General features: G+C 55.4%; 17 protein-coding genes and 2 pseudogenes. 8 read left to right on the forward strand and 11 right to left on the reverse strand.

All coding sequences use genetic code 11. The features are described 5' to 3' along the window. Positions 1–46: 46 nt before the first annotated feature. Positions 47–1,414: a formimidoylglutamate deiminase gene (locus H650_RS06795; RefSeq protein ID WP_020454581.1), complete on the reverse strand. Its 1,368-nt coding sequence runs from the start codon at positions 1,412–1,414 to the stop codon at positions 47–49. Positions 1,415–1,524: 110 nt separating this feature from the next. Between H650_RS06795 and hutC the strand changes: the two genes are divergently transcribed. Then, positions 1,525–2,286, forward strand: a complete 762-nt coding sequence (gene hutC / locus H650_RS06800) for a histidine utilization transcriptional repressor HutC (RefSeq protein ID WP_020454582.1) — start codon at positions 1,525–1,527, stop codon at positions 2,284–2,286. Then, complete coding sequence (locus H650_RS06805; RefSeq protein WP_020454583.1) at positions 2,283–2,837, forward strand: HutD/Ves family protein; 555 nt, start codon at positions 2,283–2,285, stop codon at positions 2,835–2,837. The genes hutC and H650_RS06805 overlap by 4 nt, the downstream gene beginning before the upstream one ends. Positions 2,838–3,216: 379 nt before the next feature. On the opposite strand, the gene H650_RS06810 is transcribed toward H650_RS06805, so the two are convergent. From H650_RS06810 to H650_RS06830, 5 genes are read right to left on the reverse strand one after another with little or no spacing between them, the layout of a single operon-like run. Then, the gene (locus H650_RS06810; protein WP_238328381.1) at positions 3,217–4,776 is read right to left on the reverse strand and encodes an HAL/PAL/TAL family ammonia-lyase; all 1,560 of its coding nucleotides are present in this window, start codon (positions 4,774–4,776) and stop codon (positions 3,217–3,219) included. 14 nt (positions 4,777–4,790) lie between these two features. Next, the gene (locus H650_RS06815; RefSeq protein WP_020454585.1) at positions 4,791–5,672 is read right to left on the reverse strand and encodes an ABC transporter substrate-binding protein; all 882 of its coding nucleotides are present in this window, start codon (positions 5,670–5,672) and stop codon (positions 4,791–4,793) included. A 33-nt stretch (positions 5,673–5,705) separates the two neighbouring features. Continuing rightward, positions 5,706–6,386 (reverse strand): ABC transporter permease, encoded by a 681-nt coding sequence (locus H650_RS06820; RefSeq protein WP_020454586.1) that lies wholly within the window; start codon positions 6,384–6,386, stop codon positions 5,706–5,708. Between the two features lie 3 nt (positions 6,387–6,389). Continuing rightward, entirely contained in the window at positions 6,390–7,034 is a 645-nt protein-coding gene (locus tag H650_RS06825) for an ABC transporter permease (protein ID WP_020454587.1), read from the reverse strand. Then, positions 7,031–8,128 carry an ABC transporter ATP-binding protein gene (locus H650_RS06830; protein ID WP_020454588.1) on the reverse strand — a complete coding sequence of 366 codons (1,098 nt, stop codon included), beginning with the start codon at positions 8,126–8,128 and terminating at the stop codon, positions 7,031–7,033. Before H650_RS06830 ends, H650_RS06825 begins: the two co-directional genes overlap by 4 nt. Positions 8,129–8,611: 483 nt before the next feature. Between H650_RS06830 and hutU the strand changes: the two genes are divergently transcribed. From hutU to hutG, 3 genes are read left to right on the forward strand one after another with little or no spacing between them, the layout of a single operon-like run. Further along, complete coding sequence (hutU, locus tag H650_RS06835; protein ID WP_020454589.1) at positions 8,612–10,288, forward strand: urocanate hydratase; 1,677 nt, start codon at positions 8,612–8,614, stop codon at positions 10,286–10,288. A gap of 49 nt (positions 10,289–10,337) precedes the next feature. Next, a complete protein-coding gene (gene hutI, locus H650_RS06840; RefSeq protein ID WP_020454590.1) occupies positions 10,338–11,546 on the forward strand; it encodes an imidazolonepropionase in 1,209 nt (402 codons plus the stop codon). Further along, positions 11,539–12,339, forward strand: coding sequence for an N-formylglutamate deformylase (hutG, locus tag H650_RS06845; protein ID WP_020454591.1), 801 nt, complete (start codon positions 11,539–11,541; stop codon positions 12,337–12,339). The genes hutI and hutG overlap by 8 nt, the downstream gene beginning before the upstream one ends. A 228-nt stretch (positions 12,340–12,567) precedes the next feature. On the opposite strand, the gene hutH is transcribed toward hutG, so the two are convergent. From hutH to H650_RS26210, 3 genes and pseudogenes are all read right to left on the reverse strand, one after another. Beyond that, the gene (gene hutH, locus H650_RS06850; protein ID WP_020454592.1) at positions 12,568–14,094 is read right to left on the reverse strand and encodes a histidine ammonia-lyase; all 1,527 of its coding nucleotides are present in this window, start codon (positions 14,092–14,094) and stop codon (positions 12,568–12,570) included. Then, positions 14,091–14,435 (reverse strand): annotated as a pseudogene (locus tag H650_RS06855) (urocanase-related protein); the annotation flags it as partial. The pseudogene H650_RS06855 and the gene hutH, both read right to left, overlap by 4 nt. Positions 14,436–14,462: 27 nt before the next feature. Continuing rightward, positions 14,463–14,597 (reverse strand): annotated as a pseudogene (locus H650_RS26210) (hypothetical protein); the annotation flags it as partial. An 808-nt stretch (positions 14,598–15,405) separates the two neighbouring features. Here H650_RS26210 and ypdK point away from each other — a divergent pair. Further along, positions 15,406–15,477, forward strand: coding sequence for a membrane protein YpdK (gene ypdK / locus H650_RS25185; protein ID WP_099458783.1), 72 nt, complete (start codon positions 15,406–15,408; stop codon positions 15,475–15,477). 74 nt (positions 15,478–15,551) lie between these two features. On the opposite strand, the gene alaC is transcribed toward ypdK, so the two are convergent. After that, on the reverse strand, positions 15,552–16,793 hold the full coding sequence (alaC, locus tag H650_RS06860) for an alanine transaminase (RefSeq protein ID WP_020454595.1): 1,242 nt from the start codon (positions 16,791–16,793) through the stop codon (positions 15,552–15,554). A gap of 390 nt (positions 16,794–17,183) precedes the next feature. Here alaC and H650_RS06865 point away from each other — a divergent pair, with 390 nt between their 5' ends. Then, positions 17,184–18,869, forward strand: a complete 1,686-nt coding sequence (locus tag H650_RS06865) for a sensor histidine kinase (protein WP_071925212.1) — start codon at positions 17,184–17,186, stop codon at positions 18,867–18,869. 12 nt (positions 18,870–18,881) lie between these two features. After that, positions 18,882–19,610: a LytR/AlgR family response regulator transcription factor gene (locus H650_RS06870; RefSeq protein ID WP_020454597.1), complete on the forward strand. Its 729-nt coding sequence runs from the start codon at positions 18,882–18,884 to the stop codon at positions 19,608–19,610. Here the strand turns inward: H650_RS06870 and glk are convergent. Continuing rightward, positions 19,607–20,572 (reverse strand): glucokinase, encoded by a 966-nt coding sequence (gene glk, locus H650_RS06875; RefSeq protein ID WP_020454598.1) that lies wholly within the window; start codon positions 20,570–20,572, stop codon positions 19,607–19,609. The genes H650_RS06870 and glk overlap by 4 nt on opposite strands. Positions 20,573–20,608: the final 36 nt, after the last annotated feature.

A 20,608-nucleotide genomic window follows, 5' to 3' on the forward strand; every position in this document is an offset into this window, starting at 1 on the left:
GTCTGCCAACTGCCATAGGTTCTTATCAACGTCCTGCTGCTTAGTGTTACGCCACCAGTTGCTGCATCACCTTAATAAATGCAGAGGTCACCTGCTCCTCCTGTGCGTGACGCCCCTCTTCAATCACCCAGCGTCCTCCCGCCATTACCCTTCTTATCGGGTTTGTTGAGCAGGCGAAAATCCAGCGGTTCAGACGTTCACGATCGCCTGCGGCTGCAAGGAAGGGATCGCGGCTGTCGAGCAACAGCATATCCGCGCGATCGCCGACCGCCAGTTGACCAATCGCCTGCCCCAGCGCACGGCGTCCGCCCTGCAATGCCCCCTGATACAGCACATTGCCAATATAAGGCTCATCCGGCAAAGACAGTAAGTTGCGCCGCCGTTTGTTTAACCGTTGCCCGTACTCAAACCAGCGCAAATCCTCGCTGACGCTGACGCTGATATGGCTGTCGGAGCCAATTCCCCAGCGCCCCTGCTGCGCAAGATAGTCCGGCCCCGGAAAGATACCATCGCCAAGATTGGCTTCAGTGGTCAGGCACAGGCCCGCCACTGCGCCGGAAGCGGCAATCTGTTGGGTTTCCTGCGGCGTAATATGCGTGGCATGGATCAGACACCACTGTTCATCCACCGGCATATGCTGATAAAGCCACTCCACCGGCCGCAATCCAGACCAGGCCACGCAGTCATCAACCTCTTTTTGCTGCTCAGCAATATGAATATGCACCGGCTGCGGTTGCGGACAGGCTTTAAGCACGCTCTGCATCTGTTCCGGCGTAACGGCCCGCAGCGAGTGGAAGCACAGCCCGGTACGCTGCATCGGCTCAGCAGCAAGCTGCGACGTCAGCGTGGCATGCAGTGCAAGGTAGCCTTCCGTATCGTGAATAAAGCGGCTCTGCCCGGCGGTCGCTGGCTGCCCACCAAAACCGGAGAAACTGTAAAGCACCGGCAGTAATGTCAGGCCAATACCCGCCGTTTTCGCCGCCTGCGAAATACGCATCGCCAGCTCGGCTGGCTGTGCGTAAGGTTTTCCGCCACGATCGTGGTGCAAATAGTGAAATTCGGCAACGGAGGTATAACCGGCCTTCAGCATTTCGATGTACAGATAGCTGGCAATGGTTTCCAGCTGTTCGGGGGTAATTTTATCCACCAGCCGGTACATTAAATCGCGCCATGTCCAGAAGCTGTCCGCCGGATCGCCCACCACTTCGGTTAGCCCGGCCATTGCACGCTGAAAAGCGTGCGAATGCAGGTTTGGCATGCCCGGCACCAAAAAACCTTCCAGGCGAATCGCCGTGTCGTCTGGCTGACTACCGCTTTCGAGCGCGGTGATGATGCCCTGCGGGGAAACCGTGATGCGAACATTCTCCGCCCAGCCCTGCGGCAACAATGCTTTTGCCGCGAAATATACCGTCATATATCCCCTCACCGCCTGCCGTTATTTGATATGTATATACATGCTTATATATATACATCCAAATATGTGTAGAGTAAACTTCAACGGTTATCCGGCCGAGGAAAGGGTTCATGGAGCAAAGCGATATTTTTAAAGCAGCCGCAGGCGAGACACGTCTTGATCAGCCCGCCCCTTTCTATGAAAGGGTGAAGAGCATGATTAAAACCAATATCCACAGCGGCGCCTGGCCGGTGAACTACCGCGTGCCGTCAGAAAGCGAGCTGGTCAGCCAGTTTGGCTACAGCCGGATGACCATTAACCGCGCGCTGCGTGAACTGACCGCCGAAGGGCTGCTGGTGCGTATGCAGGGCATTGGCACCTTTGTCGCCGAAGTCCGTGGGCAGTCGGCGCTGCTGGAGATCAACAACATTGCTGATGAGATTGCCAGTCGCGGCCATCGCCATCATGCCAGAGTGCTGGAGCTGACCCAGCAGCATGCAGATGCTCAGCAAGCGCTGGCTTTTAATCTGCCGAAAGGCAGCCGCCTGTTCCATTCGTTGATTTGCCATTATGAAGACGGCGTTCCGGTGATGCTGGAAGACAGGCTGGTGAATGCGCTGATTGTGCCAGACTATCTGCAGCAGGATTTTACCCGTATCACGCCGAATGCCTATCTCTCTTCCATCGCACCGATTGTCGAAGGTGAGCATATTATCGAGGCGGTGAACGTGCCCCGCAGCGAGTGCGTTTACCTGGAAATAGATGAACACACCCCCTGCCTGCAAGTAAACCGCCGCACCTGGACCGGTCGTCAGGACAAGAAAATCGTCACCAGCGTGCGCCTGGTCTATCCGGGTTCGCGTTACCGTCTGGAAGGAAGTATGCGCAAATGAGGCTGCTGCCTTCTAGTGGCTACGCTGAGATGCGCTGGAAAAATGGCCAGGGTGTCACCCGCGAAGTGTGCCGTTTTCCCGCCAGCGACCAGTATGACTGGCGCATATCGGTTGCGACGATCCGCGAAGACGGGGCGTTCTCACGTTTCTCCGGTTACCTGCGAAACATCAGTGTACTGGAAGGCGAAGGCATGTTTATGACGATTGATGACCAGCGCAGCGCGTTAATTCCACCGTTTCAGGCGACGGATTTTAACGGCGACAGCGCGGTGTTCTGCGAGGTTATCGGCGGGCCGTTACTTGATTTCAACGTGATTTATCGCCGTGAAACCACCCAGGCAACGGTGCGCTGGCAGCGCGCTGGCACATGGCAACATCAGCAAGGAACAATGCTGCTGTTCAATGCCGGACATCGTCTTGACGTCATCGTCGGAGACGAACGCCATACGCTGCAACATTACGACAGCCTGCTGCTTGATAACCCGGCGACGGTTTCCGTCAACCCAGGCAGCGACACGCTTTTCGCCTGCGTGACGCTGACATCCCGTTAACACCAGCTAAACTGCGGCGTCGACCTTCTGAAACGTCGCCAGCCCTCTTCATTATCGGCAATTAACCCGCTCATAAATCACTCCCGCACGCGTCGCGGGCCAGCACAGCTACGAACTTAACCACCGCCAGCTCCGCGGTCTGGGTGATTTATCACGCAATGCTTAGCGCCTGCGCGCCCCGTTCATCAGGATGAACCTGCTGGCTAATCAGCCCTGCAGGGCACCTCTTCACCATTCATACATCGAGCCGCATCGACAGGGATTTCCCTGGCGCACGCAACAGCAGAGACGTGCGCCAGGTAATCACAAAGCGCACCCTATGCCTGCCTACACACGCGACAGCTCCAGTCTCCATTTTCTCTTGAGCAGACGATTAGCTTCACTCATCAGCCCCCTCCTTTATTAGTAAAGCAAGCTGGCGGCTTAGTTCGCCATCCGCAATCAGATCCCGGACGGCATGCATATCCGTGTACATCGGCGTATCGGTTTCACGAAACGCGACCTGCTGGCGTACCTGCGAGAGCGTCAGCTCTGTCCCCACCGAGGCGCGCAGCGGGCGATGAAATTCAATCGCCTGACAAGCGCACAGCAGCTCGATAGCCACGATATCCACCGCGTTTGCCACCGCCTGCATCGCTTTTCGCGCCGAGGAGACGCCCATACTGATATGGTCTTCCTGCCCGGCACAGGTGGAAACCGTATGTACGCTGGCGGGTGCCGCCAGGCTGCGATTATCCCCGGCGAGCGCGGCAGCGACATACGGCGGGATCATCATCCCGGAATTGGCTCCGCTTTTGCCGACCAGAAATGCCGGTAAGCCACTGAGATGGACGTTGGTAATACGGTCAGAACGCGCCTGCGACGCCGTGCTTAGTTGCGCAATAGCCACCGCCAGCGCATCGAGTGCCAGCGCCAGCGGCGCACCGTGACCGTTACCGCCAGGCAAAATCACCAGCGCATCGTCTTCAATCAAAAACACCGGGTTGTCGGTCACCGAATTGAGTTCGGTAGTAACGATATGACGACAATGCGCCAGTTGATCGCGCACCGCGCCATGGATTTGCGGGATGCAGCGTAAGCTGAGCGCATCCTGCACCCGGTGATCGCGGTAACGCTGAAGGATCTCGCTACCGTGCAGTAAACGGCGCAAATTCTGCGCTGTTTCTTGTTGCCCGTCATGCGGACGCAGAGCGTGCAGACGCGCGTCATAGCCGCGGGTGTTGCCTTTCAGCGCTTCGAGACACATGCCGCCTGCCATATCCGCGACCGGCAGCAACTGCTCGAAATCCCGCACTGCCAGACAAGCCAGTGCGGTAATTTCGTAGGTGCCGCTGATCAGCGCGTGTCCTTCGCGCGGGCCGGGAATGCGCGGCACAATGCCCGCTTTCGCCAGCGCGTCGGTGGAGGGCAACAACTCACCCTGATACCAGCACTGCCCTTCGCCAAATAACGATAAGCCGATATGCGCGGTAGCAATCAGATACCCCACGGAACCGCTGGCAGGCGACCACGGCGTCACCTGCCGGTTCAGCATCAGGCACATACGCTGCGCCAGTTCAGAACTGACGCCGCTGTAGCCCTGCAACAGCGATTTCAGCATCACCGCCATCATCGCCCGCACTTCCCGCACCGACAAATCCGGCCCCATCCCGCAGGCGTGACTACGCAGCATATTGAGTTGCACGCTGGCAATTTGATCCGCAGAGAGACGCTCGGTCACTAGGTCTCCCACGCCGGTTGTCAGACCATAAATCACCTTCCCGTCAGCAATCGCCTTGTGAATATAACCGCTGACCTTATCCATTTGCGCCAGCGCATCATCAGCCAGAACAACCTGGGCGCCATCGGCAATGCGCACCAGCTCATCAATGGTCGTGGCATCCCTGCCTAAGGTGACCGCATCCATATGCGGCATGGAAGAACGGATTGTTGTCGTCATCTCGCAGCCGTTCCTTACTTGCTCAACTGGTGTTTAACCAGCCACTGGTGCGCCACATCATCAATGCTGGCGAACTCTGCAAGTTGCTCGTTCATGGCGATCAGATCTTCGGTGGTGAGCTGCGCGGAGATTTTGTTCAGCGTGCTTTCAATGGTCGGGTTCAGTGTGCTGCTGGCGACTATGGGCACAATGTTCTGCGCGGCAAACAGGTGTTTCGGATCTTCCAGCGCAACCAGGTGATCTTTTTTGATTTCCGGCGTAGTGGAGGTCAGATCAGCCACCTGAATCTGGTTATTTTTCAGCGCCGTCAGCGTCAGCGGACCAGCGACATCCAGCACTTTGAAAGTTTTGAAAGTCAGGCCATAAACTTCACGCAAGCCGGGAACACCTTCATGACGGGTTTTCCACTCCGCCGGGCCGCCAAGCACTAACTGCCCGGCGACAGGTTTCAGATCGTCGATGGTTTTCAGTTTGTACTTGTCGGCGGTTTTCTTCGTTACCGCCAGCACATCGCTGTTTTGCGCCGTGGACGTGTTCAGCATTTTCACTTTTTCCGGCAGCTTAGCGGCCAGCGCTTTCGCCACATCTTCCGAACTGTGCGCGTCGTTTTTCGCATCCAGATAGCTTAACAGCGCGCCGCTGTACTCAGGGATCACGGTGATGGAACCGTCGAGCAGAGCCGGGATATAGACTTCACGGCTACCAATGTTGAGTTTTTTCTCGACCGGAATGTTTTGCGCTTCCAGCGCCCCGGCGTAAATGGTCGCCAGCAACTGGTTTTCCGGAAAATCCGCCGAACCAATAATCACTTTCTGGCCGGCATCAGCAGCCCAGACAGAAGAAGCGACAGACAGCAGTGCAGCACTGAACAACGTTAAATAGCGTTTCTTAATCATCTTATTAACCTTCTGTAATTAAAGGACTCAACATCACTGGTTTTTGGTTTTCCGGGTGATGCCCGGTGAAACCACGACTTTCCCTGAAAGCGAAAAAAAGAGATCAATGATCAATGCCAGCAGCGCGACGAGGATGGCCCCGGCGGTCATCTGCGCAAAGTCGTTGGCGGCACGCCCGTCGATAATCAATCGTCCCAGGCCGCCGAGTGAAACGTAGGCCGCAATGGTCGCAGTGGAAACAATTTGCAGCGCGGCACTGCGGATCCCGGAGAGGATCAGCGGCATTGCGCAGGGCAACTCAACCTGCAACAGCACCTGAAGCGGCGTCAGACCAATCCCTTTTGCCGCATCATGCACGCTGGGATCGACAGAACGGATACCCGCATGTACGCCCAGCGCCACTGGCGGCAGCGCCAGCACCACCAGCACGATGATGCAGGGTAAAACAAAGGCCAAATCCGATTCGAAATACCCCGCCAGCAGGATCACCAGCAAAATAATCAGACCAAAAGAGGGCAACGAACGCAGGGCGTTGGTGGTACCAATCAGCAGCGCCTCCCCTTTCCCGGTATGGCCGGTGTAGCAGCCGACCGGAAACGCAATGGCGACGGCAATCGCCAGCGCCGCCGCGCTGTAACCGATATGCTGCAACAGCAGCGGCACAATGCCGTCGTCGCCGTACCAGTGGCTGAGATCGAAAAACCATTCACTCATCAGTTATCCCCTTTGCGGTTGCCAGCGGCTTAAAGAGCGGGTTATCGCCACCACCAGGCAATCCAGAATGAAGGCCAGCGCGATGCACAGCACAATCCCGGCGATAATCGGGGTGAGAAACTGAAGCTGAAACCCCTGGGTAAACAGCGAACCTAACTGTGGCGCGCCAATCAGCGCGGCAACCGACACGATGCTGACATTCGAAACCACGGCCACACGCAGCCCGGAGCCGATCACCGGTACAGCAAGCGGCAGGTCGATCTGCAAAAATTGCTGTAGCGGTTTGTACCCCAGCGCAAAAGCAGACTGCCGGGTATCTTCGGCCACGGAATCCAGCCCGTCGCACACGGTTCTGACCAGCAGCGCAAAGCTGTAGATAGTCAGCGCCACGACCACGTTGATGGGGTCGAGAATTTGCGTATTCAGCAGCGGCGGCAGCAGTACAAACAGCGCCAGCGACGGAATGGTGTACAGCAGGCCGAACAGATTCAGGATGAGACCTTTCACTTTTGGCAGGTTGTTCACGGCCCAGCCGACAGGTATTGCCAGCAGCAGGCCGATCAGGATCGGCGTAATCGACAAATAGCAGTGCCAGAGCAGCAAGCTGAGGATCCTGTCGCTTTGCCCCCACAGCCAGTCAAATCTCATAGTGCCACCTGCGTCAGCGACTTGCAGGCATCCAGCACATTGTCCAGCGCCAGCGATCCCAGCGGGGTAAGCTGTTCATCGACCACCACGGCGCGATGGCAGGGAGAGCTGAGCGCCGAATCCAGCAACTGGCGCAGCGTGCCGCCCTGCGGAGAAAACGTCGCGCCGAGGTTCACGTTTTCCGGCGCTATCACCGTTACCTGCTGATGCGTGTCAAACCAGCCGCAGGCTCTGCCCTGCTGCGTCACCAGCAGCCAACGTTGTGCGCTGATATTGCGTGCCTGCGCAAGTGACGCGCCCATTTCGATAGCCGGTTCCGCCTGCAACGCCGTCAGCGGTGCGGAGGTGTGGAAACTGAGTTTGCGATAACCGCGGTCGCGGCCAATGAAATCGGCAACAAATTCGCTCTGCGGCGCATTCAGCAGTTCGCCCGGCGTCGCCAGTTGCGCCAGCTTGCCGCCAGGTTTCAGCACCACAATGCAATCACCCAGTTTCATTGCTTCATCAATATCGTGCGTGACCATAATGATGGTCTTGCTGACCTCTTTCTGAATGCGCAGAAACTCTTCCTGCAACTGTTCACGCACCACAGGGTCAACGGCGCTGAAGGGTTCGTCCATCAGCATAAATTCCGGGTCGGCAGCCAGTGCGCGCGCCACGCCGACGCGCTGCTGTTGGCCACCGGAGAGTTGCCACGGGTAGCGTTTCGCCAGTTGCGGCGCCAGACCGACCACTTCCAGTAATTCTGCCGCTCTGGCCCTGGCTTTGCTTTTCGCCGCGCCATTAAGGATCGCGGTAGTGGCGATGTTATCGATGATGGTTTTATGCGGGAACAAGCCGGCATTCTGGATCACATAACCAATACGGCGGCGCAATTGCACAACATCCATCAGAGCGGTGGATTCGCCATTGAGCAAAATCGTCCCGGATGAGGGCTCCACCAGCCGGTTGATCATGCGTAATGAGGTGGTTTTTCCGCAACCAGACGGCCCCACAAGCACAGTAATTTTGCCTCCTGGCGCGACAAGGTTCAGGCCATCGACCACGACGGTACCGTCGTGATAATGCTTGGTCACATTGTTGAAAGTAATCATCGTTACGCCTTATGGTCATCGTTTGCCGTCCCGTTGTGACGGCAATGCAAAAAAACTTTTGTATATCCTTGTATGTACAACTAGCAAGCCATGTGCCATAACGTCATCGCAACATTGATCATTTAAATAAAACCAATTAAAAACAAATAGATATAAAAACATTGTTAATAAATCCAGCACAACAAAACGAATTCCCTCAGCTTCATTTCCCCACACGCTCGCTTTAAAACAGCGCAGAGATGCACTAAAAATGATCATCTCAACGCTTTAAAGCACAATAGCAGTGCAAAAAAATGCACCAATACCCCTTCTTTCACTACGATCAAAAAAGCCATCAATAACAACGCATTGTTTTATATGTGAAATAAATAAATTGATTAAACTGGCACCTTATGTGCTTATCATGTATATACAAGACGTATACAGCAGCATCGCAACGTCAGTAAGCATGTATTCCGCTATCAAACAGAGAAGGTAAACCGCATGAGTAGTGAATTATCCCGTTATCGTGATGTTGAGATCAGAGCGCCGCGCGGCACGACATTGAATGCGAAAAGCTGGCTGACCGAAGCGCCGCTGCGCATGCTGATGAATAACCTTGATCCCGATGTCGCGGAAAACCCGAAAGAGCTGGTGGTGTATGGTGGGATTGGCCGGGCAGCGCGTAACTGGGAGTGCTTTGACAAAATGGTTGAAGCGCTAAAACAGCTCAATGATGACGAAACGCTGCTGGTGCAATCCGGCAAACCGGTCGGCGTGTTTAAAACCCACAGCAATGCACCGCGCGTACTGATCGCTAACTCAAACCTGGTTCCCCACTGGGCCAACTGGGAGCACTTTAACGAGCTGGACGCTAAAGGGCTGGCGATGTACGGCCAGATGACCGCAGGCTCCTGGATCTATATTGGCAGCCAGGGGATCGTTCAGGGTACGTATGAAACCTTCGTCGAAGCGGGTCGCCAGCACTATAACGGTTCGCTGGTTGGCCGCTGGGTGCTGACCGCAGGTCTGGGCGGCATGGGCGGCGCGCAGCCGCTGGCCGCCACGCTGGCGGGCGCCTGCTCGCTGAACATTGAGTGCCAGCAATCCCGCATCGATTTCCGCCTGCGTACCGGGTATGTGGATGAGCAGGCAACAGATCTGGACGATGCGCTGGCGCGTATTGAACGCTACACCCGTGAAGGTAAAGCCATCTCTGTGGCGCTGCACGGCAATGCGGCAGAAGTTTTACCGGAACTGGTTAAACGCGGCGTTCGCCCCGATCTCGTGACCGATCAAACCAGCGCCCACGATCCGCTAAACGGCTATCTGCCGATTGGCTGGCAGTGGGAAGCGTATCGCGAACGCGCGAAGAGTGAACCGGCAGTGGTGACTCAGGCGGCGAAAGCCTCAATGGCCGAGCACGTTAAAGCAATGCTCGCCTTCCAGCAGCAGGGCATTCCGACCTTCGACTATGGCAACAATATTCGCCAGATGGCGAAAGAGATGGGCGTCAGCAACGCCTTCGATTTCCCGGGTTTTGTGCCCGCCTATATTCGCCCGCTCTTCTGCCGTGGTATTGGGCCATTCCGCTGGGCCGCGCTCTCCGGCGATGCGGAAGATATCTATCGTACCGATGAAAAAGTAAAAGAGCTGATCGCGGATGACGCGCATCTGCACCGCTGGCTGGATATGGCGAAAGAGCGTATCAGTTTCCAGGGCTTACCTGCGCGTATCTGTTGGGTTGGTCTGGGGCAGCGCGCACGTCTGGGGCTGGCGTTTAATGAAATGGTGCGTCGCGGCGAAGTCTCCGCACCAATTGTCATTGGCCGCGATCACCTGGACTCCGGCTCCGTTGCCAGCCCGAACCGCGAAACCGAAGCGATGAAAGATGGCTCCGATGCGGTTTCCGACTGGCCTTTGCTGAATGCGTTGCTCAACACCGCCAGCGGAGCAACCTGGGTTTCTCTGCACCACGGCGGAGGCGTCGGCATGGGCTTCTCGCAACATTCGGGGATGGTTATCGTCTGTGATGGCACGGATGAAGCGGCAGAACGTATTGCCCGCGTACTGCATAACGATCCGGCGACGGGCGTGATGCGCCATGCTGACGCAGGCTATGATTCAGCGGTCGCCTGTGCCAAAGAGCACGGCCTCAATTTACCGATGATTGCAAAGTAAAACCGACGGCGTGGCGATTGCCGCGCCGAACCATGACGGGAGAACGCGGATGCGCATTTTATGGCGTCACTGCCAAATTGCCACCATGGAAGCGGGCAAATACAACCTGATCCCTCGCGGCGCGCTGATCACCGACGGGTCGCAGATCTCATGGCTGGGCGAAGAGGGAACGCAGCCGGATGATGTGGTCGATCGTGAAGTGGATTTGCAGGGGCGGCTGGTTACGCCTGGGTTGATCGATTGCCATAGCCATAGCGTGTTTGGCGGCGATCGCAGCCAGGAATTTGAGATGCGACTCAACGGCGCGAGCTACGCGGAAATCGCCGCAGCAGGCGGCGGCATTATCAGTACCGTGAATGCCACCCGCAACGCCAGCCAGCAACAACTGCTGGAAAGCGCCCGCAAGCGCATTGACGCACTGCGCAAAGAAGGCGTTACGGCGCTTGAGATCAAATCCGGTTATGGCCTCAGCTTTGCCGATGAAAGCAAAATGTTGCAGGTGATCCGCGCGCTTGGCGCAGAAATGCCGCTCACCATCTTCAGCACCTGTCTCGCAGCGCATGCAGTGCCGGGCGAGTATCAGGGGCGCGCTGACGACTACATCGACGAGATTTGCCAGCACTGGCTACCCACCTGGCACGCACAAGGGCTGGTCGATGCGGTTGATGCTTTTTGTGAACATCTGGCCTTTTCACCGCCGCAAGTGGAGCGGGTTTTCCGCAAAGCGCAGCAGCTTGGCTTACCGGTAAAACTGCATGCCGAACAGCTTTCACTGCTGCACGGCGCAGGGCTGGCCGCCCGCTACAGTGCGCTTTCCGCCGATCATCTCGAGTATTTGTGCGAAGAAGATATCGTGCTGATGGCGCAGCACGGCACCACTGCTGTTCTGCTGCCGGGCGCGTTTTACTTTTTACGCGAGAGCCAGCAGCCACCGGTGGCGCTATTACGTAAGCATCAGGTGCCGATGGCCATTTCCAGCGATCTGAACCCCGGTACGTCGCCCGTGTTGTCGCTGCGCCTGATGATGAACATGGCCTGCACGTTGTTCCGTCTGACGCCTGAAGAAGCGCTGGCGGGAGTGACCTGTCATGCCGCCCATGCATTAGGTATCAGTGAACGCTGCGGTACGCTCCAGGCGGGTAAAGAAGCCAGCTTTGTCGCGTGGGATGTGTCTCATCCGGCAGAACTCAGCTACTGGCTGGGAGGAACACTGTCAAAACAGGTTATTTATCAGGGGGAGGAAGTCTGGCATGACTAACGGATTCGAATTACATCAGGGACGGCTGCCGCTACTGGTCAGCATGCCCCATCCCGGCACGCAACTGACACCGGAAATTGCCAGCGGCCTCACCGCGCGGGCACGACGTCTGGAGGATACGGACTGGCATATTCCGCTGCTGTATCAGCCGATTCGCGAGCTTGGCGCCAGCGTGCTGAGCGCTAATTATTCCCGCTATGTGGTGGATTTAAACCGCCCGGCAGATGATAAACCGTTATACGCTACCGCGACCACCGGCCTGTTTCCGGACACCTTTTTTGACGGTGAGTCGCTGTTCGAAGCGGGTAAAGCGCCGGATGACGCCACGAAAGCCGCTATTTTGCATACTGTGTGGCAGCCTTATCACCAAGCGCTGACGCAGGAACTGGCGCGGTTGCGCGACACTTTCGGTTACGCGCTCCTGTGGGATGCACACTCCATCAAATCGGTGGTTCCGCGTTTGTTTGACGGCAAACTGCCGGATCTGAACTTCGGTACTGCCGATGGCGCAAGCTGCGCGCCGGAACTGAGCGCCGCATTACTGGCATGCTGCGAGGCATTTCCGCGCTACACGAAAGTGCTCAACGGCCGCTTCAAAGGCGGGTATATCACCCGCCATTACGGCGCACCGCACCAGAACATCCATGCGATACAACTGGAAGTGGCGCAGTGCTGCTACATGGATGAGACGAGTTTTGCTTTCTCTGAAGAGAAGAGTGAAGCGTTCCGCCAGCTACTGACTTCCCTGATCAACACCGCGCTCGACTGGGGTAAGCAACGACTGTCCCGTTAACATTAAAAGGGATGCGCAAGCATCCCTTCATGACGGGATTCATTCCCGTGTCGTTGAGCCTTTATTTCCCGCCACCGCTTAATCCATTCCAGGCGTGACGCCCGCCCCTGACACCAAAACATTATGCTGGCTTACAGGGGCTCCTTACGTTTTATAACAGCAAAAATGTATTCAATTTCAAAGGCAAAGCCCGCCGCATCCGAATGACCAGCAATGCCTCTCTCTTCTTCAGCAAGACACTATTGCTGGCAGCAATGTCGTCAGATGGCGTTCCGCCAGCAGAGCAATCGCACGTTCGATATCCGGCGCGAAATAACGATCTTTCTCATAATGCGCAACCTGTTCGCGCAGCAGATGACGAGCCTGTTCCAGCAGCGGGCTGCTGGTTAAGCCTTCGCGCATATCCAGCCCCTGACAGGCGGCAAGCCACTCGACAGCAATGACGCCGCGCGTGTTCGCCGCCATTTCCCACAGACGACGCCCGGCAGCCGGTGCCATAGAAACGTGATCTTCCTGGTTTGCCGAGGTGGGCAAACTGTCCACGCTGTGCGGATGCGATAACGCTTTGTTTTCACTTGCCAGCGCCGCTGCGGTGACCTGGGCAATCATAAAGCCGGAGTTAACACCGCCATTTTTCACGAGGAACGGCGGTAGTTGCGACATATGGCTGTCCATCAGCAGGGCAATACGGCGCTCCGCCAGCGAGCCTATCTCCGCAATCGCCAGCGCAATATTATCGGCGGCCATCGCGACTGGTTCCGCATGGAAATTTCCTCCGGAGATCACTTCGTTTTCGGCGGCGAACACCAGTGGGTTATCGGAAACCGCATTTGCTTCAGTTAACAGCACTTCTGCGGCAAAACGCAGTTGCGTCAGGCATGCGCCCATCACCTGCGGCTGACAGCGCAGGGAGTAAGGATCCTGCACTTTATTGCAGTTGTGGTGAGACTGGGAAATGGCGCTGTCATCGGTTAATAGATGGCGATATAACGCCGCCGCGTCAATCTGCCCGCGCTGGCCGCGAACGTCATGAATACGCGCATCGAAGGGACGACGCGAACCGAGCGCCGCCTCAGTGGTCAGCGCACCGCAAACCACGGCAGAAGCGAACAGATCTTCGGCTTCAAACAGGCCGCGTAAAGCAAAGGCGGTGGAGGTTTGCGTACCGTTCAGCAGCGCCAGCCCCTCTTTTGCCGCCAGCGTAATTGGCTCCAGCCCGGCGTTTTTCAGCGCTTCACTCGCCGGTAACCATTCCCCCTGCCAGCGCGCTTTGCCTTCGCCGAGCAGCGTCAGCGACATATGCGCCAGCGGTGCGAGATCCCCGGACGCGCCCACCGAGCCTTTCGCCGGGATCCACGGATAAACCTCCGCGTTAACCATCGCCACCAGCATCTGGATCACCTGCAGGCGAATACCAGAAAAACCGCGCGCCAGGCTATTGATCTTCAGTACCATAATTAAACGAACCAGCGCATCATCCAGCGGTTCGCCAACGCCTGCGGCGTGAGACAGCACCAGCGAGCGTTGCAAATTCTCCAGATCTTCCGTCGCGATACGCGTCTGCGCCAGCAAACCGAAGCCCGTGTTGATGCCATAGGCGGTGCGACCTTCCGCCATAATGGTGTTGACGCAGGCAACGCTCTCATTAATGGCCGCAAACGCGCCATCATCCAGCGACAGATGAAGCGGCTGGCTGTAGATTTCGCGCAGCTGCGCGAGAGTGAGTTGGCCCGGAATAAGGGTGAAATTTTTCATGCTTTGCCCTGCCCCTGCATTACAGCAATCATCGGAAGATTGAGCGCCTGCGCTGCGGCGCACTCAATCGCAATCTCATACTCAGCCTCAGCGTGACGCATCACGCCGGTTGTCGGATCGTGAGGCAGCACGCGCGCAATGCGTGCCACCGCTTCATTTGTGCCATTACAAACATTCATCACCCCTGCATGCCGGGAAAATCCCATCCGCATGCCACCGCAGTGGTGCAGCGAGGCCAGGGTCGCGCCGCTGGCAGTGTTAAACATCGGCCAGTTGGATACGGCATCAGAACCGTCGCGCATCGCTTCGGTTTCGCGGTTCGGGTTTGCCACCGCGCCAGAATAAGGTTTGTTACCACCAATGCCGCCATACCCCACCAGTAAGTTCGGGTTTTCGGCAGCATCGGGATCAAGGTTATTGCGCAATGGCGCTTCGGCGAGCCAGCTTTTCGTATTCAGCTCCATGCATTTAGGGGTCTGCTGGCGATTGAGAGTATGCGGCATCGGTGTTCTCTCCTGAGGACATGTCCTGATGTGTAAACATATATACTTGCCTATACAATTAAGCGCAAGGCAGGATTTAACAGAAAAGATACAATTTTATTATAGTGCGCCGGCAATCACGCTTTTACTGACGCAAATGATCTGAAGCCGAAATGCCCCTGTAACCGGTAACGGCTACCCAGGAAAAGCAGGCTGGCGGGGGGAGACAATATGTAAGATTGACGATCTATGACCGCGAATAAGCAGGCAGGGATCGTGCTCGTTGCGGTACAACAGGCGGGACTCATCAGCCGGGAAGCTCTCGGCTTTGATAATATGCCAGGGCTCTTCACAAGTTTCCCCAGCGCCCTCTTCCCTCAACGTTTTTTTCGCCGCAGGGTTATTTTTCCCCTCTCACTTACTTTTTTATGCATGTCATCGCAGAAACACGCCGACGCTTGTCTTCGGTCTAATTGCACAAGTTGTGACCTGCTTCAAAAAATTAGCCTTATTATTCAAGCGGAAATGAACCGTTTCAGCAGGCCATTTTTATCGTCGCTCAATAGCAATTTATTTAGCAGTGAAAGTATTGTGTCGCCAAAGCCCGACACATTGTAAGTTACTAAAATTAAATAGAAAAAAGGCTCTTGTAAGGCCTAAAAATTAAGCGTACATTAGCCCCGTTTGGTGAGGAATTCACCCGAAATTCTGAGATGGAGCTGTGGCCGAAATAGAGATAATTCTCATTTTCGATGTGGCGTAGTTTCACCTCTCTATACTCAGTCCTGAATGGTCATGAATGCATACTTAGGTGTGCGGAGCGATGAACGTGAAATATTTCTTTATGGGCATTTCGGTGATGGTTATTGTGTGGGCCGGCACATTCGCCCTGATGATCTAACCTGAGCATATCGTGCTGTACAAAAAAGGAGCCAAAAGGCTCCTTTTTTGTTTTGCCAGCCGGGCAAGGAACAGTTACGGTTCCAGATCTTCCGCCGCACTTTTTTGCGCTGCCGGAAGCAGCCCGTCGGCGCGGAACATGGCCTTAATACCGCGTACCGCCTGGCGGATACGATCGCGGTTCTCAATCAGCGCGAAACGCACATGCGTATCGCCATAGTCACCAAAGCCGATACCCGGAGAGACACACACTTTCGCTTCCTGCAGCAGCTTTTTGGCAAACTCCAGCGAGCCCATCGCCGCATACGGTTCCGGAATTTTCGCCCACACGTACATTGATGCTTTCGGCATTTCTACCATCCAGCCCGCTTCATGCAACCCTTTCACCAGTACATCGCGGCGACGTTTATACTGAGCGGCAATATCGCGCACACACTGCTGATCCCCTTCCAGCGCAGCAATCGCAGCCACCTGGAGCGGCGTAAAGGTGCCGTAATCATGATAACTTTTGATCCGCGCCAGTGCGTTGACCAGCACCGGATTACCAACCATAAAGCCGATACGCCAGCCCGCCATATTGTAACTTTTCGACAGGGTGAAGAACTCAACGGCGACATCGCGTGCGCCCGGCACTTGCATGATTGACGGCGCTTTCCAGCCATCGTACACAATGTCGGCGTAGGCCAGATCGTGAACCACCAGCACATCGTAGCGTTTTGCCAGCGCGACCACTTTTTCAAAGAACTCCAGTTCAACGCACTGCGCCGTCGGGTTAGACGGAAAGCCTAAAATCATCATTTTCGGCTTCGGGTAACTTTCGCGGATCGCGCGCTCCAGCTCATTGAAGAAGTCGACACCTTCCACCAGCGGCACAGAACGTACCTGCGCTCCCGCAATCACCGCACCGTAAATATGAATCGGATAACTCGGGTTCGGCACCAGCACGGTATCACCGTGATCCAGCGTCGCCAGCATCAGATGCGCCAGCCCCTCTTTCGAGCCGATGGTAACAATCGCTTCGGTTTCCGGATCGATATCCACTCGATAACGATCCTGATACCAGCGGGAAATCGCCCGGCGCAAACGTGGAATGCCGCGTGACGTGGAGTAACCGTGCGTATCCGGGCGTTGTGCGACGGTACAGAGTTTCTCAACGATATGCGGCGGCGTCGCGCCATCCGGGTTGCCCATACTGAAATCAATAATGTCTTCGCCGCGGCGTCGCGCAGCCATTTTCAGTTCAGCGGTGATATTAAAAACATACGGGGGGAGACGATCGATGCGCGTAAAACGGCGTTCAGGACTGAAGTCAGCCATAGATTCCTCGGAGTAACGTTAGCGCCCGGACCGTCCGAGCGACGTCGCCGCATTTGCGGCGTACTCAGAACATAGCCCGAAAAAAATCTCGCTGTCGAGAGGTAAGCGCAAAAATAACGCAACGCCATAAAAGGGGAAGTTTAATTTAGGAAAGGGAAAGCCAGATTATCCTCTTATAGAAAAATCCATCATATATTTTAACAATAAAATAAAGATAAAATTACCTTAAAAATTCACCAGTTAGCGCACCGACGCATCATTTCTTTCGGATCTTTTCAATCCCCTTTTGGAAAAGTGGTCTTTCCTCATTCAGCGAATGAATACTGCGGCTGGTCATCTGGGCTGCGGTTTTTTATCATAGCTTTTTGACGCTATTCATATGAGTCCCCCGTGCACGAAATATTCGACATGCTGCTGGCCGTCTTTGACCGAGCGGCGCTCATGCTGATCTGCCTGTTTTTCTTGATCCGCATCCGCTTGTTCCGCGAACTGCTGCATAAAACGGCGCACTCGCCAAAAGAGCTGCTGGGCGTGACGGCCATCTTCTCGATGTTTGCTCTGTTCAGTACCTGGTCCGGCGTGCCGGTGGAAGGTTCGCTGGTTAACGTGCGTATTATCGCGGTGATGTCCGGCGGGATTTTGTTCGGCCCGTGGGTCGGCATTATCACCGGCGTGATTGCCGGGGTGCACCGCTATCTGATTGATATTGGCGGCGTGACGGCGATCCCCTGCTTTATCACCAGCATTATTGCCGGCGTGATGTCCGGGATGATTAACCGCAAAGTGCCCAAAGCGCAGCACTGGCGCGTGGGCATCATCGGCGGCATGATTTGCGAAAGCCTGACCATGACGCTGGTGGTGCTGTGGGCACCGACTACCGCGCTAGGCCTCGATATTGTGTCCAAAATTGGGGTGCCGATGATCCTCGGCAGCGTCTGCATCGGCTTTATTGTGCTGCTGGTGCAAAGCGTGGAAGGGGAAAAAGAGGCGATTGCCGGTCGTCAGGCGAAGCTGGCGCTGGATATTGCCAATAAAACACTGCCGCTGTTCCGCAATGTGAATAGCGAGTCCCTGCGCAAAGTGTGTGACATTATTCGCCGGGATATCAAAGCCGATGCCGTGGCTATCACCAATACCGATCACGTGCTGGCTTACGTTGGCGTGGGGGAAAATAATTACCGCGACAGCGACGATATTATCAGTCCAACCACTCGCCAGGCGATGAACACCGGCGAAATTATCATTAAAAACAACGATGAAGCCCACCGCACGCCGGAGATCCACTCGATGCTGGTGATCCCGCTGCGTGAACAGGGCATCGTGACCGGCACGCTGAAGATCTATTACTGCCATGCGCACCAGATCACCTCCTCATTACAGGATATGGCCGTTGGCTTATCACAGATTATCTCAACACAACTGGAAGTTTCCCGCGCCGAACAGCTGCGGGAGATGGCGAACAAAGCGGAACTGCGCGCTTTGCAAAGTAAGATCAACCCGCATTTCCTGTTTAACGCCCTGAATGCTATCTCGTCGTCGATTCGCCTGAATCCGGACACCGCCCGGCAGCTCATTTTCAATTTGTCGCGTTACCTGCGCTATAACATTGAATTAAAAGATGATGAGCTCATTGATATCAAAAAAGAGCTCTATCAAATCAAAGACTATATCGCCATTGAGCAGGCCCGTTTTGGCGACAAGTTGACGGTGATTTATGACATCGATGAAGAGGTCAGTTGTGTGATCCCGAGCCTGCTAATCCAGCCATTGGTTGAAAACGCGATTGTGCATGGCATTCAACCGTGTAAAGGCAAAGGCGTGGTCACCATCAGTGTGGAAGAGTGTGGCAACCGCGTGCGTATCGCGGTGCGCGATACGGGCAACGGTATCGATCCGCAGATGATTGCCCGCGTTGAAGCCGATGAGATGCCCGGCAACAAAATTGGCCTGCTGAACGTGCATCAGCGCGTGAAGCTGCTGTACGGCGAAGGGCTGCATATCCGCCGTTTAACGCCGGGCACGGAGATCGCGTTTTTTGTGCAGCGCCAACCGTCTCCCGCTGCATTGTTGCCTTAACAGGAGAGCTGTATGAAAGTCATCATTGTTGAAGATGAGATCCTGGCGCAACAGGAGCTGAGCTGGCTTATAAAAGCGCATAGCCAGATGGAAATTGTCGGCACTTTCGACGATGGTCTCGACGTGCTGAAATATTTACAGCACAACAAAGTCGACGCCATTTTTCTCGATATTAATATCCCCTCTCTGGATGGCGTATTGCTGGCACAGAATATCAGTCAGTTTGCCCATAAGCCGTTTATCGTCTTTATCACTGCCTGGAAAGAGCATGCGGTGGAGGCTTTTGAACTGGAAGCGTTCGACTACATTCTGAAACCGTACCAGGAGTCGCGCATCATCAGCATGCTGCAAAAACTGGAAACAGCCTGGCAGCAACAATCTGGCCCGGTTGCCAGCCCGCAGCCACGGGAAAACGCAACCATTAATCTGGTGAAAGACGAGCGCATTATCGTCACCAGTATTCATGATATCTATTATGCGGAAGCGCATGAGAAGATGACGTTCGTCTATACGAAGCGGGAATCTTACGTGATGCCGATGAACATCACTGAGTTTTGCAGCAAACTGCCGGCGGCGCACTTCTTTCGCTGCCACCGCTCTTACTGCGTGAACCTGGATAAAATCCGTGAGATCGAACCCTGGTTTAACAACACCTATATTTTGCGGCTGCGGGACCTGGAGTTTCAGGTGCCCGTCAGCCGCAGCAAAGTTAAAGAGTTTCGTCAGTTAATGAATCTTTAAAGCACGTAACCCAGCGTCTGGCGCAGATGAGCGCCAGAGCCCAACAGCCCCGGGTTATCATGCACGATCAGAAATACCGGGATATCCTGGACGTAGGATTTAAAGCGCCCTTTGTCCTCGAAACCACCGCGAAAACCGGAAGCGGTAAAGAAATCGAGGAAGCGCGGCACAATGCCACCGGCAATGTAAACTCCGCCGAAAGTGCCGAGATTGAGCGCCAGGTTGCCGCCAAAACGCCCCATAATGACGCAAAACAGTGACAACGCGCGACGGCAGTCAATGCAGCTGTCTTCCAGCGCGCGTTCAGTCACATCTTTCGGTTGCAGATTTTCCGGCAAGCGACCGTCTGATTTGACGATCGCGCGGTAGAGGTTAACGAGACCGGGACCGGAGAGCACACGTTCAGCGGAAACGTGGCCGATTTCCGCACGTAACTCTTCGAGGATAATCCCCTCTTCTTCGCTGTTTGGCGCGAAATCGACATGGCCGCCTTCGCCCGGCAGACTCACCCAGCGTTTATCCACATGCACCAGATGCGAAACGCCAAGCCCGGTGCCTGCGCCGTAAACAGCTATCGGTTTTCCTTCAACCGGCGCGGAACCACCAAACTGAATCAAGTGTTCCGCTTTGAGCATCGGGATCGCCATTGATACGGCGGTGAAATCGTTAATGATTTCCAGATGAGCGAAACCGAGGTTTTTCTTCATTTCGGCAATCGAAAACGCCCAGGTGTGGTTGGTCATTGCCACCCAGTCACCAGTGATCGGGCAGGCGATGGCAATACAACCGTCTTCCACCGTGACGTCGTGCTCTTTCAGATAAACACGCACCACGTCTTCCAGGCTTGGATAATCGAGGCCGGAGTAGGTTTTGGCCCGGGAGATGTCACCGCTATCGACATCACACAACGCTAAGCGCGCGTTCGTGCCACCCACGTCTCCCACTAAAGCATACTTTGTCATTCTTTTACGGCTCCGCTAAAGTCAGAATAAATCTTT

This window comes from Enterobacter sp. R4-368 (assembly GCF_000410515.1).
In the GTDB taxonomy this organism is placed as follows: Bacteria; Pseudomonadota; Gammaproteobacteria; order Enterobacterales; family Enterobacteriaceae; genus Kosakonia.